16 protein-coding genes are annotated in these 16,677 nt (G+C 43.1%); 3 read left to right on the forward strand and 13 right to left on the reverse strand.

Annotated features, from left to right (window positions below; all coding sequences use genetic code 11):
* Nucleotides 1-41: 41 nt before the first annotated feature.
* The 4 genes from B0E43_RS10850 to B0E43_RS10865 all read right to left on the reverse strand — a co-directional run bounded on the left by B0E43_RS10850 (nucleotide 42) and on the right by B0E43_RS10865 (nucleotide 1,705).
* A complete protein-coding gene (locus tag B0E43_RS10850) occupies nucleotides 42-410 on the reverse strand; it encodes a DUF2237 family protein (protein ID WP_077349537.1) in 369 nt (122 codons plus the stop codon).
* A gap of 79 nt (nucleotides 411-489) precedes the next feature.
* Complete coding sequence (locus B0E43_RS10855) at nucleotides 490-861, reverse strand: DUF983 domain-containing protein (protein ID WP_077349539.1); 372 nt, start codon at nucleotides 859-861, stop codon at nucleotides 490-492.
* A 125-nt stretch (nucleotides 862-986) separates the two neighbouring features.
* The gene (locus B0E43_RS10860; RefSeq protein ID WP_077349541.1) at nucleotides 987-1,190 is read right to left on the reverse strand and encodes a hypothetical protein; all 204 of its coding nucleotides are present in this window, start codon (nucleotides 1,188-1,190) and stop codon (nucleotides 987-989) included.
* Nucleotides 1,190-1,705 carry a DUF4920 domain-containing protein gene (locus B0E43_RS10865; RefSeq protein ID WP_077349543.1) on the reverse strand — a complete coding sequence of 172 codons (516 nt, stop codon included), beginning with the start codon at nucleotides 1,703-1,705 and terminating at the stop codon, nucleotides 1,190-1,192. Before B0E43_RS10865 ends, B0E43_RS10860 begins: the two co-directional genes overlap by 1 nt.
* A 216-nt stretch (nucleotides 1,706-1,921) precedes the next feature.
* Between B0E43_RS10865 and serA the strand changes: the two genes are divergently transcribed.
* Nucleotides 1,922-3,814, forward strand: a complete 1,893-nt coding sequence (gene serA / locus B0E43_RS10875) for a phosphoglycerate dehydrogenase (protein WP_077349547.1) — start codon at nucleotides 1,922-1,924, stop codon at nucleotides 3,812-3,814.
* 82 nt (nucleotides 3,815-3,896) lie between these two features.
* Here the strand turns inward: serA and rfbB are convergent, their stop codons facing one another.
* The 6 genes from rfbB to B0E43_RS10905 all read right to left on the reverse strand — a co-directional run bounded on the left by rfbB (nucleotide 3,897) and on the right by B0E43_RS10905 (nucleotide 8,444).
* Complete coding sequence (gene rfbB, locus B0E43_RS10880; RefSeq protein ID WP_077349549.1) at nucleotides 3,897-4,952, reverse strand: dTDP-glucose 4,6-dehydratase; 1,056 nt, start codon at nucleotides 4,950-4,952, stop codon at nucleotides 3,897-3,899.
* Between the two features lie 3 nt (nucleotides 4,953-4,955).
* Nucleotides 4,956-6,008 (reverse strand): NAD-dependent epimerase, encoded by a 1,053-nt coding sequence (locus B0E43_RS10885; RefSeq protein ID WP_077349551.1) that lies wholly within the window; start codon nucleotides 6,006-6,008, stop codon nucleotides 4,956-4,958.
* A gap of 40 nt (nucleotides 6,009-6,048) precedes the next feature.
* Entirely contained in the window at nucleotides 6,049-7,215 is a 1,167-nt protein-coding gene (locus B0E43_RS10890) for a glycosyltransferase family 4 protein (RefSeq protein ID WP_077349553.1), read from the reverse strand.
* Nucleotides 7,216-7,350: 135 nt separating this feature from the next.
* The gene (locus B0E43_RS10895) at nucleotides 7,351-7,551 is read right to left on the reverse strand and encodes a helix-turn-helix transcriptional regulator (protein WP_077349555.1); all 201 of its coding nucleotides are present in this window, start codon (nucleotides 7,549-7,551) and stop codon (nucleotides 7,351-7,353) included.
* A 10-nt stretch (nucleotides 7,552-7,561) separates the two neighbouring features.
* Complete coding sequence (locus B0E43_RS10900; protein WP_077349557.1) at nucleotides 7,562-8,008, reverse strand: hypothetical protein; 447 nt, start codon at nucleotides 8,006-8,008, stop codon at nucleotides 7,562-7,564.
* A gap of 13 nt (nucleotides 8,009-8,021) precedes the next feature.
* Complete coding sequence (locus B0E43_RS10905) at nucleotides 8,022-8,444, reverse strand: hypothetical protein (protein WP_077349559.1); 423 nt, start codon at nucleotides 8,442-8,444, stop codon at nucleotides 8,022-8,024.
* A 185-nt stretch (nucleotides 8,445-8,629) separates the two neighbouring features.
* Between B0E43_RS10905 and proC the strand changes: the two genes are divergently transcribed.
* Nucleotides 8,630-9,430 carry a pyrroline-5-carboxylate reductase gene (proC, locus tag B0E43_RS10910; RefSeq protein ID WP_077349561.1) on the forward strand — a complete coding sequence of 267 codons (801 nt, stop codon included), beginning with the start codon at nucleotides 8,630-8,632 and terminating at the stop codon, nucleotides 9,428-9,430.
* Nucleotides 9,431-9,824: 394 nt separating this feature from the next.
* On the opposite strand, the gene B0E43_RS10915 is transcribed toward proC, so the two are convergent.
* The 3 genes from B0E43_RS10915 to alaS all read right to left on the reverse strand — a co-directional run bounded on the left by B0E43_RS10915 (nucleotide 9,825) and on the right by alaS (nucleotide 15,156).
* Nucleotides 9,825-10,937: a TlpA disulfide reductase family protein gene (locus tag B0E43_RS10915; RefSeq protein ID WP_077349563.1), complete on the reverse strand. Its 1,113-nt coding sequence runs from the start codon at nucleotides 10,935-10,937 to the stop codon at nucleotides 9,825-9,827.
* Nucleotides 10,938-11,052: 115 nt separating this feature from the next.
* A complete protein-coding gene (gatB, locus tag B0E43_RS10920; RefSeq protein WP_077349565.1) occupies nucleotides 11,053-12,513 on the reverse strand; it encodes an Asp-tRNA(Asn)/Glu-tRNA(Gln) amidotransferase subunit GatB in 1,461 nt (486 codons plus the stop codon).
* Nucleotides 12,514-12,531: 18 nt separating this feature from the next.
* Nucleotides 12,532-15,156 carry an alanine--tRNA ligase gene (gene alaS / locus B0E43_RS10925; RefSeq protein ID WP_077349567.1) on the reverse strand — a complete coding sequence of 875 codons (2,625 nt, stop codon included), beginning with the start codon at nucleotides 15,154-15,156 and terminating at the stop codon, nucleotides 12,532-12,534.
* A 401-nt stretch (nucleotides 15,157-15,557) separates the two neighbouring features.
* On the opposite strand from alaS, the gene B0E43_RS10930 reads away from it, so the two are divergent.
* Nucleotides 15,558-16,658 carry an alanine racemase gene (locus B0E43_RS10930; RefSeq protein ID WP_077349569.1) on the forward strand — a complete coding sequence of 367 codons (1,101 nt, stop codon included), beginning with the start codon at nucleotides 15,558-15,560 and terminating at the stop codon, nucleotides 16,656-16,658.
* The last annotated feature ends 19 nt before the right edge of the window (nucleotides 16,659-16,677 follow it).

Consider the following 16,677-nt stretch of genomic DNA (forward strand, 5'->3'; position numbering starts at 1 on the left):
TAATCCATTTGATTTTGTTAGTAACACTAACAAAAGGATTTTTACTTTATAGATTTCAAAGCCTTGGTAATCAACACTTCCATAGGAATTATGTTCAGGCTCGCTTCATTTGTTGCCTCCAGGAAAACAGGGGGAGCGCAATTTGCCCTGTAAGCCTCCATCCATCGGAGAGCGCAAAGACACCATTTATCGCCGGGTTTTAGACCAGGGAAAAGAAATTCAGGCCTTGGTGTAGTCAAATCATTTCCCCTACTTTTTGAAAAAATCAAAAACTCCTCCGTCATCTCCGCACAAACAGTATGGGTACCTGAATCCTCGGCGCCGGTTTCACAGCAACCGTTCCGATAAAACCCAGTCATCGGAGCCGTGCTGCATGCTACTAATTCTTCACCAAAAACATTTTTAGCCATTGCGCAAAGGATTAAAAGTGTTCGAATTCAAATTGACTTCAGAGGCAGTTTAAAGCTCCTAAAATCCAAATCCCTGAAATCAGGATCCCTTAAATTTCAGCTTTCCCAAGCCGTAGAGGTAAAGCACTTTGGAATACCTCAGCATCGCAGGTAATAATACAATATTCAAAACAACCATGGTGGTCAGGTACATCCAAAGTTCAGGAACTTCAATCAGGACATTGATTGCTGTGAGAGAAGTGATCACCAATGCAACTGAAAAAGCATAGCTGATGTACATCGCACCATAATAAAAATCGGGTTCAGGAATAAAGTTGGCGCCACAGATTGTGCAGGTTTTGTTTACTTCCGACAGTTTTTGGAAGCTCAGCACACTCACTGAAAACAGTTTTCCTTCTCGGCATTGCGGACATTTGGCTCCTGCCATCGCTAAACTCAAGCTTTTGGACATGCTTTTTTGTTGCAAATTAAATCAGAAATTCATTTCCAAACGTGATCAAAATCACCCTATCTCCACGTTAAAAAATAAATTGAAATCAGGTGAAATGAAAAATGGAGCCTTTTTAGCCCCATTTTTTATCTGAATTCTTCCAAGTCGTAATCTTTTCCTTTGCCCCATTGCAACAGCTCGTGTATGGTATAAAACTCCAGCGTATCGAGGTCTTTGATTTTGAAATTATCTCCGGAAAGCCGGGACATTATCTCTATGGTCCGGATTTCTCCCTGATTGACAAGACGATAAACTCTACCCACCCGAAGGTTGTCCAATGCAATCGGCATCAGGCTTTGGGCTTTATCTTGACTCCGGTCGCTTCAAAACTGATTTTTTTCTCAGGCTCCGTGATCGCTTCCACTTCTTCTTTGGATTTCCCCTGATCTTCGGCATAATGTCTCAGGGTTTCCACGTCAGTCTCGGTCAGCGTGGCAACTCCCTCCATCACAATCGGGAATCCCTGAGAATTGGTTGGCAAGAAAAATCCATAGTCCTTGAATGTCACCCGCATGGATTCACCGCCAGGCAATTCCATCGAAAACCAACAGCCTTTTTTGGTACAAACCTCTTTGATTTCTCCCGAAATTTTCCCGTTAAATGTACCCTGAGCTTCCACTGCGGAAACCATTTCTGAAGTGCTCGCCACCTTTTCAACTTCTATGATATTTCCGTAGTTACCCGGGACAATCTCAGCTTCACCCACGACATCATAGGTTGTCTTTTGGGTTTCTTCTGTCTTTTGCTGGCAGGAGAAAGTGGATACGCCGGTCAAAAGAGCGATAATCAAAAATGACTTTTTCATGGGACTTTTATTTTTTTCAAAATTAACCCAAAAGCCGGTTTGGGAAAACTCATTTGTGATTTCTGTACAAAATCGATTGCAAACGCTTATTTCCAATAGAATGATTGGTGATTTTTCAAACATGAAAAACTTTTCGATTAATTCTTGCAACAAACCTCCAATTTTTTTAACAATCCTGTAATTTTACCTACTCAAAGACCTATTGACCCTGCACTCATGCCTCAAACCAAAAAGTTTATCATTGATTTTGACAGTACCTTTACCCAGGTTGAAGCTCTGGATATTCTCGGAGAAATCAGCCTGGTCAATGACCCCGACAAAGCTCGAAAACTACAGGCAATCAAGGACATCACTGACAAAGGAATGGAAGGCTCCATCACTTTCAGAGAAAGCTTAGAGCAAAGACTTGAAATCCTTAAGGCAAGCAAAACCCAAATCTCAGACCTGATTGCCGCACTCCGCCAAAAAGTCTCCAAGTCGTTTGAAAGAAACAAGGAATGGTTTCATGACAATGCAAAAGACGTCTACATCATCTCCAATGGCTTCAAGGACTTCATCATCCCAATCGTTTCGGATTATGGAATCAAAAAGGAAAATGTCTTTGCCAACGACTTTGTCTATGACGAGATAGGAAATATCATTGATTTCAACCGCGAAAACCCACTTTCAAAAAACAACGGAAAAGCTGAAACAATCAAAAATGTGAACCTTGAAGGAGATATTTATGTAATTGGGGATGGCTACACTGATTACGAAATCAAGGCTTCCGGACTGGCAAATAAATTTTACGCATTCGTAGAAAATGTCCACCGTCCGAAAGTTGTCAGCCAAGCCGACCATATTGCACCAAGTTTTGACGAAATCCTTTATATCAATAAGTTGAATACGAAATTTTCTTACCCAAAAAGCAGAATCAAAGTTCTCCTCCTGGAAAATGTACACCCAATCGCGGTACAGCTTCTGACAGAAGAAGGCTATCAGGTCGAAGTGGCTTCTGGCGCGATGAGCGAAGAAGAACTTTGCGAAAAAATCAAAAATGTCTCAATTCTTGGTATCCGTTCCAAGACCAACGTGACCAAGAAAGTGTTGGAAAATGCCAACAGACTTTTGGCTGTCGGAGCCTTCTGCATCGGTACCAATCAGATTGACTTGGAAGAATGTCAGCGAAAAGGCATTGCCGTTTTCAATGCACCATTCTCCAATACCCGCTCAGTGGTGGAAATGGCAATCGCTGAGATCATCTTTTTGATGCGTCGATTCCAGGATAAATCCGTGGGGATGCACCAGGGCATTTGGGATAAATCTGCCACAGGATCATTTGAAATTCGGGGCAAAAAACTCGGCATAATCGGTTATGGAAATATTGGCGCTCAGCTTTCTGTTTTGGCGGAAAACATGGGAATGAATGTGTTCTATTACGATGTCATCGAAAAGCTCGCACTTGGCAATGCCACCAAGGTCAATTCTCTGGATGAGCTGCTTTCTATCTGTGACGTGATTACCCTTCATGTTGACGGAAGAAAGGACAACAAGTGCCTTCTTGACAAGGAGAAGATTGGCAAAATGAAAAAGGGAGCAATCCTGGTAAACCTTAGCCGTGGTCACGTAGTGGAAATCCCAGCATTAAGAGACGCGATCCTATCCGGACAATTGGGTGGTTGTGCGGTCGACGTTTTCCCTGAGGAACCAAAGAACAACAAGGAGTCGTTTGAATCTGAGTTGAAAGGCTTGCCAAACACGATTTTGACTCCACATATCGGAGGAAGTACACTAGAAGCACAGGAAAACATTGCCAGGTTTGTTCCGGGAAAAATCATGGAATACATCAATACCGGTAATACTTACAATTCTGTGAATTTTCCTAATATTCAGCTTCCTTTCCTCAAGGATGCCCATCGCCTCATTCACATTCACCACAATGAACCAGGAGTTTTGGCGAAAATCAACCAGGTGCTGGCCAACTTCAACATCAACATCGTCGGTCAATACCTCAAGACAAATGAAAAAATCGGTTACGTGATCACGGATATTGACAAAGTCTATGAAACCGAAGGAATCGAAGCCTTGAAGACCATCCCAGGTACTATCCGATTCAGAACGCTCTATTGATCTTCTGAAACTAAAATAAACCAAAAAAGCCCCGAGATTTTGGGGCTTTTTTTATGCTTAAAATTTCAATTGGTTCAGACCTTTATCTGCTTTCGTAGAGATTTGAATAGTAATCCTGATAGGCTCCTGAGGTCACGTGATCCAGCCATTCTTCATTTTGGAGGTACCAATCGATGGTGATCTCGATTCCCTCGTCAAACTGTAAACTTGGCTCCCAGCCCAATTCTTTTTGGATTTTGGATGCATCAATGGCGTAGCGAAGGTCATGACCCGCACGGTCAGTAACGTAAGTGATCAGTTTTTCAGAAGTGCCAGGTTCGCGTCCCAGCTTTTCGTCCATCTTTTTGCAAAGCAACTTGACGATGTCAATGTTTTTCCATTCGTTGAAGCCACCGATATTATAGGTCTCTCCGGCTTTTCCTTTGTGAAAAACAACATCAATTGCCCTTGCGTGATCCTTCACAAACAACCAGTCGCGGACATTTTCGCCTTTTCCATAGACCGGAAGCGGCTTCATATTCTTGATGTTGTTGATACAAAGTGGGATCAGCTTTTCAGGAAAATGGTTAGGCCCGTAATTATTGGAACAATTGGAAACGACGGTTTTCATTTTGTAGGTATTGGCATAAGCCCGCACAAAATGATCCGAGGCAGCTTTGGAAGCCGAATAGGGCGATTGAGGATCGTATGGAGTAGTTTCTAGAAAGAACCCTCCATCATGGAGAGATCCATAAACCTCATCTGTGGAAACATGGTAAAACAGATGCTGATCCAATTCATTTGCCCAGAATTTCTTAGCCGCATTGAGCAGGTTCACAGTTCCAAAAACATTTGTTTTCACAAAAGCCAAAGGATCCGTGATCGAGCGATCCACATGAGACTCGGCTGCGAGGTGAATCACATCTGTGATTTTGTGCTTAGCAAAAATCACATCGAGTGCTTCTGCATCCTGGATATCCGCTTTTTCAAAAAAGTAATTGGAGGCTCCTTCTACTGCTTTCAGGTTTTCCAAATTACCTGCATAAGTCAAGGCATCCAGATTTACGATTTTATAATCAGGATACTTTCTTACAAAAAGTTGAACCACATGGCTTCCGATAAATCCGGCGCCACCCGTGATGAGAATAGTTTTGCTCATTGCTTATTTTTTAAAATAGGCTAAATACCAATCTGTAAACGCCTTTACTCCTACTTCAATTGGAGTGTTAGGCTTATAACCTGTGTCACGTACTAGATCTTCCACGTCCGCGTGAGAAGCAGGCACATCTCCAGGCTGAAGTGGCAGAAGTTCCATCTCAGCCTTCTTCCCAAGTCCTTTTTCCACAGCTCGGATATAATCCATCAGCAACACAGGAGCTGAATTACCAATGTTGTAGATTTTGAAAGGTGCTTTCCCGCTTCCGGGATCCGGGTTTTGGGGATCAAATTCCGGATTTGGGCCGGCCGGTCTGTCAGCAACTTTTATCACTCCGGAAACAATATCATCAATGAAAGTGAAATCTCTTTTCATCTCACCATAGTTAAACACTTGGATTTTCTCACCTTTCAAAATAGCCTCAGTGAAAAGAAACAAAGCCATATCCGGCCTTCCCCAAGGTCCATAAACCGTGAAAAACCTCAATCCAGTCGTCGGAATCCCAAACAAATGGCTGTAAGTATGAGCCATGAGTTCATTTGACTTTTTGGATGCCGCATAAAGTGAAATCGGATGATCTACCGAGTCCGAAGTCGAAAACGGCAATTTTTCATTTGCTCCATACACCGAACTCGACGATGCGTAAACCAAGTGCTTGACCGGATGAAAACGGCAACATTCCAGGATATTCAAAAACGCCATGATGTTGCTTTGAATATATACTTCAGGGTGAGAAAGCGAATACCTTACACCAGCCTGTGCTGCCAAATGAATGACTACATCAAACTTTTCCTGTTCAAAAAGGGTCAGCAATGGTTCTTTATCCACCAAGTCCAATTGGACAAATCGGTAATTTGTCTGTGTGTTAGATTGAACTGTTTCCCCTCTTTTAATTTTAGATTTTTGGATCCCGCGATGCTCCAGACGGGCATATTTCAGATTGACATCGTAATAATCATTGATGATATCCAAGCCGATAACCTCTTCACCCCGATCAATTAATTTTTGTGCAACATGAAATCCAATAAATCCGGCTGCGCCGGTCACGAGGTACTTCATAGGGAAAAGTGGTGATTGATTATCCAGCCCCAAATATATACTATTCCGTGGTTTTGGCGGCGTTTATTAACCGCTGGTAATTGCTAAAAATTTCTTTTTGAATGGCTTTTCTATCGTAATTTTCTTCAACCTTACGGTATAAATTGGCTGCATAATGGTCCATTTTTTCTCTTTTTACAAAAGCGAATTCCAAGGCCTCTTTTAGAACTGCGGTGTCTTTGACCGGAAAAATCAAGCCTGTTATTTGCTGGGTTATAATATCTGAATTACCGATAATATCCGAGCAAATCACCGGTACCTGCATTGCTCCGGCCTCCAGCAAAACATTAGGAAAACCCTCTCTGTGAGAAGGATGTACCAGCACGTCCGAAAGAGCAAGGTAATGGGCAACATGATCCGACCAGTCAATCTGAATGATTCGGGGATGATCCTGAATCGTCTGGATAGTTTCCGGAGAAAGGGGATCCAAGTCCTGCTCAAAGGCACCCAGCAGGACCAGTTTGGATCTATTGACAATCTTGGAATTCAAAAAGGCTGAAACCAGCTCCTCAATTCCTTTATCCTTCACCAATCTGCCAACTGAAAGAATGATAAATTCATCTTCTCCCGGCATAATCCGCATCGTCGCTGCCACCAAATGGTTTTCCTTCAAAGATTCCCTGTTGAATTTTTCGAGATCGACACCATTGGATGAACCTTTCCCGATGATCCGAAGCTTATTTTCAGGACAAAGCTCATTTTGTATTACAAACTTGCGGAGGCCTTCAGAATTTGGCCAAACCTCGGTAGCATTGGAATAAGTCCATTTCTCCACGGATTCCAACAAATTTTTCTTATTGCCTTCAGCCGCCATGGCAGGAATTCCCGCTAGGGTATGAATCCTGATTTTCACTCCGGCAAGGTTTGCAGCAATCATTCCCAAAAGTCCCGCTTTGGGAGTATGGGTATGGACGATATCCGGTTTTTCTCTTTTAAAAAATTGAATGAGCTGCCAAATGCACTTGAGATCATGGAGAGGCGTGATTTTGCGGGTAAAGGGAATGACTTCGTGGCGAACTCCTTCATTTTTCACTGCTTGATCCACTTCCCTGCCTTCTGCACTGACCATGATCACCTCCCAGCCTTGCTCCATCATGTACTTCATTTGCCCAGTGAGCAAAAGTTTGAGTGAAATAGGAACAGTGGTGATTCGGATCAGTTTGGGCATCAAAAAGAAATATTAAAGGGGCAAAGGTAAACTTTTAACGCTTTTAGTCCGCTAAAATTTGCTAAGGGAATTCAAAAACTAAATCCGGTAACCTAGATAAATGTTGATTCGAGCCTTGTTTATTTATTAACTACCTCAGTCCCTATCCTCCAGCTCAAATATTTCCTCCAATCCCACTCCGAAAATACGGGCAATCTTTAATGCTAGTACTGTCGATGGTACGTATTTTCCTGCTTCGATCGAATTGATCGTCTGACGTGAAACCTGGACTTTTTCGGCCAAATCCTGTTGGGTCATGTCTTTTTTGGCACGCTCCACTTTGATGGTATTTTTCATGGATTCAGGATTAAAACGCCAACAAAGACTGCCTTTGCTTATGAAGTACCCATCTAAACCTGCCAATGAAAATAAGCTGAATGGTAAACATGTTGTAGCCCATAAATTCCAGGAACCCGAAACCATAAAAGAGCATGGTCCCGATGATCAGAATGAACGTATTGGTGTAGCAAGCCACCAGCAGGGAATCCAGCCGAAGTTTTTGGATGAATTCGTCCTCTTCCTTTTCTCTCGAAAAAGCAATCAGAAACAAAGAAACAAAAACTCCAATCATGGCAATCTCATTGGTGAAATTCTCTTTGGAGTCTTCGAAAAGCGACCCTTCCCTAACCGGAAACTCAAGCCATCCCATATTAAAATCCAGGTAATTGTTGGCAAAAAGCAATACCGCAAAAGGCAGAAATAAGAACCAACCGAGTTTTTGAAACCGGTGTGACAAAAGGATTTTCGTAAGCATAGTATTAGTTGGTTTAGTTGTCTTCTTTATTTGCAATGTATTTCTGGTATTGAAATGCCCCGTAGATGTAGGCATTGAGCAGAAATAGTACGAGATAGGCAGTGAACATCTCTGAGGTGATCCGATCAAACCTCAGGTAATTGATCAACATGATAGCAGCTAGGCCCCAGATCAACCAAAAAAAGCCAGTCTGAAAGGCTTGTTGCCTGAAACTTCGGATCATCTCATCTTCCACTTTTTCACGAGTGAGGTTCAAAATCCCAAAGCCAATTGCCCAAAATCCATAGATAATCTGGGCAGTATCGTTGGGTTCTATTGAAGGATTCACAACAGCCATCCCGATCACTAAAAATACGGGCAGTGGAAAAAAGACATACCCCAGCTTCTTCCATCCCGGAGAAAGAAGTGGCACATTTAAAATCGAGTTCTTTTCCATAAGTAATGTTTGTTTGTCCAAATGTAAAACAAACTTTACTTTATGTCAAATTATTTTTCCAATTTTTTTTGCTTTGATGATTAACCTCATTCTCTAAAACACAATAGTAGTATTCTCAATCTGGCAAAAAGGCCCTTGATTTGTTTACCTTTAGCCAATCAAACCTATTTAAAATTCGATTTTCCATGATTTCCAATGTAAAAATTGCCATTATCGGTTGTGGTAACCTTGGCGCCTCCATTGCAAACGGTCTGTTGATGAGGGAGGATTTTGACCCAAAAAATCTAACCCTCACCAAACGAAATACCTCCAGCCTGGCAGAATTTGAGGCTAAAGGCGCTCATGTCCATCCCGATAATGTCTCGGCCGCTAAATATGCTGACCTGATCCTCCTGGGTGTCAAACCTTATAATGTCGCCAATATCCTCAAGGAAATTAACCCTGTCCTTGACCCCAAAAAGCAACTTATCATCTCCCTGGCCACAGGAGTCACTTTAAAGGAAATGTACGAGGTACTGGACCCAAAAACAGTTACGTTCCGGGCCATGCCAAACATTGCGGCAGATATTCAGGAATCTATTACCTGCATCTGCCATGAACAGGCGGATCCATTCCAGGTAGAAATGATCAAGGAGTTGTTTGACTCGATCGGATTTACAATATCCATTGATGAAAGCCTCATGGAAGCTGCCACAGTTCTTGGGGCGTGCGGGATTGCATACGTTCTAAGATTTATGCGGGCCATGATTCAGGGAGGAATACAGATAGGCTTTGATTCCGTGACTGCAAGCAAAATTGTCAACCAAACAGTAAAAGGAGCTGCAGAACTTATGATTCAAAAAAACATCCACCCGGAAGCGGCAATTGATAAAGTTACCACACCAAAAGGCTGCACCATAGTAGGACTAAACGAAATGGAACATCAGGGATTTAGCTCTGCCATGGTCCGGGGTGTCATCGCCAGTTACGATAAAATCGCAAAATAAAGGTCCAAATCCCCAAACTGAAGCCACTGGATTCTCCGGTGGCTTTTTTTTTAAAATTCTTTTGAATTGGAAAATTCTTATTTCCCATTACGAAATAGGGTTTAAAGTATTTTGGCTTATTTACTGACTTGAAAAAATCAATCATTTTATGGAAATATTAATACTACTTTAAAAAAGAATAATTTTAGGGTTGTTTTTCTTTTAAATGTTTTCATTAGATTTGTCTCGGGTGATAAACAACTTTTGCTATTCTTTTTTAAGAGACTCGATTTTTAAAGGAAGGACTGTTTGGTAACTTTTTCCTCCTTCCTTTTTTGTTTGAATTTTACATGCTGCTCATAAAAAAAGCCTCCGACCTTTTAGATCGGAGGCTTTTGAGTTTTATAGCTGGTTTTCAATCAAAAAGCTCAGCAAGCTTATTTTCCAAACTTGGTCCCCTGAGGTCTTTTGCAATTATTTTACCATCCGGGTCCACCATATAAGTTGCTGGAATGGCATCGATCTGATATAGTTCTGCCGCTATGGAATTAAAGTATTTCAAATCGGAGACCTGAGTCCAGGTCAAGCCGTCATCTGCAATTGCCTTCACCCAGTCCTCTTTGGTTCTGTCTAATGATACACCAAATACTTCAAATCCCTTGTCTTTGTAAAGATTGTACAACCTGACCACATTCGGATTTTCCTGGCGGCAAGGTTTACACCAAGCTGCCCAAAAGTCAATCAGGACATATTTTCCTCTCAAATCTGAAAGCTTCACTACTGTACCATCGGGATTTGGAAGTTCGATCTCGGGTGCAGGCTGCCCTACGGATAGTGCCCTCATTTCATCCAACTGTTGCTTCATCTGAAGAATGGAAGCAGTTCCGGGGTAATTTTCATTGAGTTTTGCCACCAATTGGTCAATAAATTGAAAATCCGTTTTGGGATTCAACAGGCCAATAGCTGCCAGAGAAGCGAAAGAATCACCCATGCTGGTGATCATTTCCTTAACCCGCTCTGCTTGATTTGCCTCCAAATTCATGGCTTCTGACTGGATATTTTTGATAGCCTCGGAGTTGTTTTTGCTCATCGCTTCATAGTAAGCCTCATTTAGCTTATTTACTTCTGCCTGATAAGCTTCCATCAACTTTTCGATTTTCACCATTTCCTTTGTATCGGCTGAGCCTTCAATGGCCAGACTTTCAGGATTGGAAAAATTGTATTTCACTTCCACATCTTCCTTAAGCAACGCAAGGCGAACTACTTTCTGACCAAATAAATTCAACTCGAAAAAAGTTGGGGCTTCCACTGCCACCTCGTAAGTAAATTCTCCATTGGAATTCAGATCCAATGTATCCAGCACTTTTGGTCGGCTATCGGTGAATTGAGAAAGAACAATCACTCCTTCCGGGGCATTTTCGATTTTTCCTGTCACCTGAACCTTGCCTTCTGTAGAAAGTTCATTTCCCCCGCAGGAGAAAAATGCCATCACGGCTAATGTCCAAACTCCGATCATCTTGAATTTCATGTATTTATAAATGATTTTTTAGGGTCACGCCTGACTGCTGCCAGGCAGGTGGAAACTATCATTTTTGAAAATCATCACTTGGGGTGAAACTTTCGCCATGCTCGATTCCATATTATTAATTTTCCAGAAGTTCAGTCAATATTTTGGTTGCGACTTTTGGATCTGCTTTTCCTTTGGATTTTTTCATCACTTCGCCCATAAACATTCCCATGAGGCCTTTTTTGCCGGATTTGTATTCCGCCACTTTGGACCCGTTCTCCGCCAAAACACTTTCCACAATTGGCTTCAAGGATCCTTCGTCACTTTCCTGGATCAGGTTTAACCGCTGCGCTATTGCAAGGGAGGATTCCTCGGTTGCCTTGAGCAATTCAGGATAAATCTTTTGGGAGGCGGCTGTGAAAGATACTTTCCCAGCATCCACCAATGCAATCAGTTCAGCCAAAATAGTCGGCTTGATTGGGAAATCATCTATGTGAAGCACCTGCTCATTCAGATAGGATTTGACTGGACCCATCATCCAGTTGGATGCTGCTTTGTAATTATTTGTTTTGGAACAAATCTCTTCAAACCAAAGTGCAATTTCCTTGGCGTCACTCAATACACCTGCATCAAGCGCAGGAAGTCCATAGACATCCACAAATTTGCGGTAAAGCTCCCTCGGTAAGGCCGGCATGGTTGCCTGAATAGAATGCAGCCATTCTTCGGAAATCACCACCGGACTCAAATCCGGTTCGGGGAAATAACGGTAGTCGTTCAGATCTTCCTTGGTACGCATGCTTGCAGTAGTTCCGGTAGCAGCATCGAAGGTTCTGGTTTCAGAAATCACTTCCACACCGGCTTCGAGCAATCCGATGATCCGCTCATGCTCATGCTCAATTGCCCGGGCAACATTACGGAAGGAGTTCATGTTCTTTACTTCGACCTTTTTGCCGTATTCAGAAGCGCCTTTCAGCATGACCGAAACGTTGGCATCGCAGCGCAGCGAACCCTCCTCCATATTTCCATCACAGATATCGAGGTATTTGACCAGTTTTTTTATTTCCGTCAGGAAAGCATAAGCTTCCTCTGGAGTTCTAATATCAGGTTCGGTTACAATTTCCACCAAGGGAGTTCCTGCACGGTTGAAGTCGACCAAAGTGTCTACCTCTCCGACTAAGTGCATGGATTTTCCGGCGTCTTCTTCCATGTGTACCCGATTCAGTCGGATCACTTTTTCGGTTCCATCAGCCAGCTCAATAGGTACTACCCCACCGATGCAGATCGGACCCTTGTCTTGGGTGATCTGATAGCCTTTGGGTAGATCCGGATAGAAATAATTCTTTCGGGAAAAAATATTGTATCGGGTGATTTCAGAATCACATGCCAAACCCATTTTGACCGCAAATTCTACCGCCTTCTTGTTCACCTTTGGCAAAGTACCGGGATGCCCGAGTGTAATTACAGAGATAAGTGTATTGGGCGATTGCCCATACTGGTTGGCGTCTGCAGCGAACATTTTACTTTCAGTCAGCAACTGGGCGTGGACTTCCAGTCCTACTACCAACTGGTATTTATTTCTCAGTTCTTCGCTTAGCATGTAATGAAATTTCAGCCATCATAAATACATTTCTTTGGCCTTGGCCACTACTTTTCCCAGTCCGGAAAGGTCCTTTCCGCCTGCTGTTGCAAAGAAAGGCTGACCTCCACCACCGCCTTGGATCTCCTTAGCAAGTTCGCGGACAATCTGACCTGCATTGAGTCCCTTGGAACCTACCAACGTATCTTCCAGAATTACTGCCACTTGAGGTTTATCTTCTATTTGGGCAGCCAGCACTACAAAGGCATTTGAAACGTCGTTTTTCAGTTCGTAAGCCAATTTTTTAAGTGAATCTGCATTAGGCAGCTCGACCTGGGCAATCAGGATATTCACTCCGTCCTTTTCCACAAATTGTTTCAAAAGTTCGGATTTCAACCCGGATGCTTTTTCTAGGTGCAGAGTTTCAATTTCCTTCCTCAGTTCATTTCTTTCCTGAAGCAAGGCTTCAATTGCCTTTTTGACATCTCTCGGATTCTTCAGCAAATCCTGGATTTCCTTGACCAAAGTCTCCTGCTCCCTCAGATAGGACTCAGCAGCCTTGGAAGTGATCGCCTCAATCCTGCGAACACCGGAAGAAATCGAACCCTCAGAGGTTATCTTAAACAAACCAATCTGACTGGTATAAGGAACGTGCGTACCTCCACAAAGTTCGACAGAGTAGTTTTTGTCAAATGTGATCACACGCACAAAGTCTCCGTACTTTTCGCCGAAAAGTGCCGTGGCACCCATTTTTTTGGCTTCCTCAATCGGCACGTTTCTTTGCTCGAAAAGGTGGATATTTTCCCGGACTTTGGAGTTTACAATATCTTCCACTTTGGTAATTTCCTCCTCGGTCATTTTGCCGAAGTGAGAAAAATCGAATCGCAATAGGTTTTCATTGACCAAAGAACCTCGCTGCTGGATATGGTCACCCAACACCGCCTTCAAAGCAGATTGAAGCAAGTGCGTAGCGGTATGGTTATTCATGGTCAAGGTTCGCTTTTCACGATCCACTTCTGCAGAAAATCGCTTTTCAGGATTTAAGGGAAGCTTTTCCACAAAATGAACGATCAAATCGTTTTCCTTTTTGGTATCGATCACTCGGATCTTTTCCGAATCGGAGATTAACCAACCCGTATCTCCTACCTGTCCACCGCTTTCGGCATAGAAAGGAGTTTTGTCGAGCACCAATTGGTATCGGTCGCCTTTTTTATCGGTAATTGTTCTGTGTTTGATGATATGAGAATAGGCTTCGGTAAAATCATAACCGATAAACTCCACTCCAGTATCCTCACTCACTATTACCCAATCTCCGGTTTCCTGTTCTGAAGCGGCGCGTGAGCGGGTCTTTTGCTTTTCCATTTCCTCGGCAAAGCCTTTTTCATCCACCGAAAAACCATTTTCCCGGGCAATCAGCGAAGTCAAATCCAAAGGAAAACCAAAAGTGTCATACAATTCAAAGGCTGTCTTTCCTGTGATGATCTTATCGCCTTTAGAATTCAATTCGGCTTTGATTGACTCAAGCATTTTCAGGCCATGGTCCAATGTTCTCAGAAACGAAGCTTCCTCCTCCTGGATCACCTTGGCGATAAATTCCTGCTGTAGCCTAACTTCCGGGAAAATGTCCCCGAAATATTCGGCGATCAAAGGAGTCAATTCAAAAAGAAATGGCTGCTGCAAGCCTAGGAATGTATATCCATAACGAACTGCTCTTCTGAGGATTCGGCGGATGACATAGCCTGCCTTGTTATTGGATGGAATCTGTCCGTCGGCAATTGTAAATGAAATCGCGCGGATATGATCCACGATCACCCGGAAAGCAATATCAGTCTGCTCATCCAATCCATAGGTTTTGCCTGATTTCTTGGCAATAGCGTCCAAAAATGGCTTGAACAAATCGGTGTCGTAATTGGAGGATTTGAACTGAATGGCTCTCACCAATCGCTCAAAACCCATCCCCGTATCCACATGCTTGGCAGGAAGTTCTTTCAGGCTTCCATCAGCCAATCTATTAAACTGCATGAACACGAGGTTCCAAATTTCGATCACCTGAGGATGGTCATTGTTGACCAGATCCCGTCCTGGAATTGTGGCAATTTCTGATTCTGATCTCAGATCGACGTGAATTTCAGAACAAGGCCCGCAGGGTCCGGTATCGCCCATTTCCCAAAAGTTATCCTTCTTGGAACCCATGATGATACGGTCCACAGGTACAATTTGGCTCCAAAGATCAAAGGCCTCCTGATCTTTTTCCAGCTTGTCCCCTGCATCTCCCTGAAAAACAGAAACATACAATCGGTCTTTGGGAAGTTTGTAAACTTCTGTCAAAAGTTCCCAAGCCCAAGCGATGGCGTCTTTTTTGAAATAATCTCCAAAGGACCAGTTGCCCAGCATTTCAAACATGGTGTGATGGTAGGTATCCACTCCCACTTCCTCCAGATCATTGTGCTTGCCGCTTACGCGAAGGCATTTTTGAGAGTTGGCGACTCTTGGATATTTGGCAGTTTCATTGCCTAGGAATGCGTCTTTGAACTGATTCATCCCGGCATTGGTAAACATCAGGGTTGGGTCATTTTTGACCACAATCGGGGATGAAGGAACGTACTGATGCTGTTTGGATTGGAAAAACTCGATGAAGGTACTCCGTATTTTCTTTGCTTCCATGGAAGGTCTGAGGTGCAGTAATGAACTATTCTTGTTTTTGGACCAAAATGAGGCCCTTTTTATCGGGTGACAAAATTAACAGAAATGACGGGCTTATGCGCATCTCCTTCAGGATTTTGAAGTAGATGGAAAAATATGAGTCATCAGCACCCGAAAGTTTGCCTTTGCCTGATTGCCCAAAAACGTGCTAATAAATCCCCAAATTATAAGTTTCCTCCCGAATCCAGAGGAAATGTAAAATCACCGATTATTTCTAGGCTATCCTAGTGACCCGATACCTTAAAAATCGTATTTCATAATTCGTATTTCCTTCCTTACTTTCATAAAAATTTTAGAAAACTTATAACTTATCGTGCTTTGGTTTTTTCAAAGCGCGTTGGTGGCAAAACCATAAAAATTCAATGTCCTATCTAGACCAAATCACCTCCCCGACTCTTTTAATCGACGAAAAAATCACTCGCGCCAATATCAAACGAATGGCTGATAAAGCCTCCAGAAATGGCAAAAAGCTCGTCCCTCACTGGAAAACTGCCCAATCCCATGAGATCGGAAATTGGGCCAAAGAGTACGGAATCCGTGAGGTGACAGCTTCATCCATCAAATTGGCCGAATACCTCTGCGGTCAAGGCTGGGACAATATCCACATCGCTTTTCCTTTCAATCCACTTGAAACCCCAAGACTAAACCGCTTGGCTGCAACCCAAAGTTTTTCTGTCCAGGTGGTCAATCCCGTGACTGCACAGAAACTGGTGGACGGCCTGACAAATCCGGTTGGGTTCTTTATTGAAATTGATGCAGGTTACGGCCGAACTGGGGTGCATATCTCTGATTTTGGTACAATCGAGGAAATCCTCCGTACCGCAAGAAAGTCCGATAAGCTTAAATTCAAGGGTTTTTACCTTCATCCCGGCCACACCTATTATACCGCCGACAAGGCTGGAATCTACGAGCAAAGCCGACAGGCCCTTCATATGCTCAAAATGAAATATCAAAGTGAATTTCCGGATTTAGTGACACGGGTGGGCGATACCCCGGGTTGTGCTGTGATGGAAGACTTTGGGGATATCGACGAACTCGGACCTGGAAACTTCGTCTTTTTTGATCTCATGCAGGCAGAACTCGGCAGCTGCACCAAAGCCGATATTTCAGTATGTCTTGCCGTTCCGGTGGTCGACATCAGCAAAGAGCGAAAAGAAATCCTGATCCACGGAGGCGGAGTTCATTTGGCAAAAGATGTGCTGGTTGATGCTGCAGGCAATAAAAACTTCGGAGAGGTGGTTTTCCTGAATGAAAATGGTTGGTCCATTCCGACAGATCGTTCCTACCTAAAGAGCATTTCCCAAGAACACGGAGTGATCAAAGCCTCAGATTCTCTTTTGGCAACTGTCAAAGTTGGAGATTTGCTGGGCATCCTACCCATTCACTCCTGCATGACTGCGGATTGCATGGGAGAATATTTGAGTCTGGATGGAAGGAAGATTGATCACTGCGAAGGTCAGTAAGCAGTCGCAGTGATCAGTA

Origin of the sequence: Algoriphagus sp. A40 (assembly GCF_002002735.1) — a bacterium.
Taxonomy (GTDB): Bacteria; Bacteroidota; Bacteroidia; order Cytophagales; family Cyclobacteriaceae; genus Algoriphagus.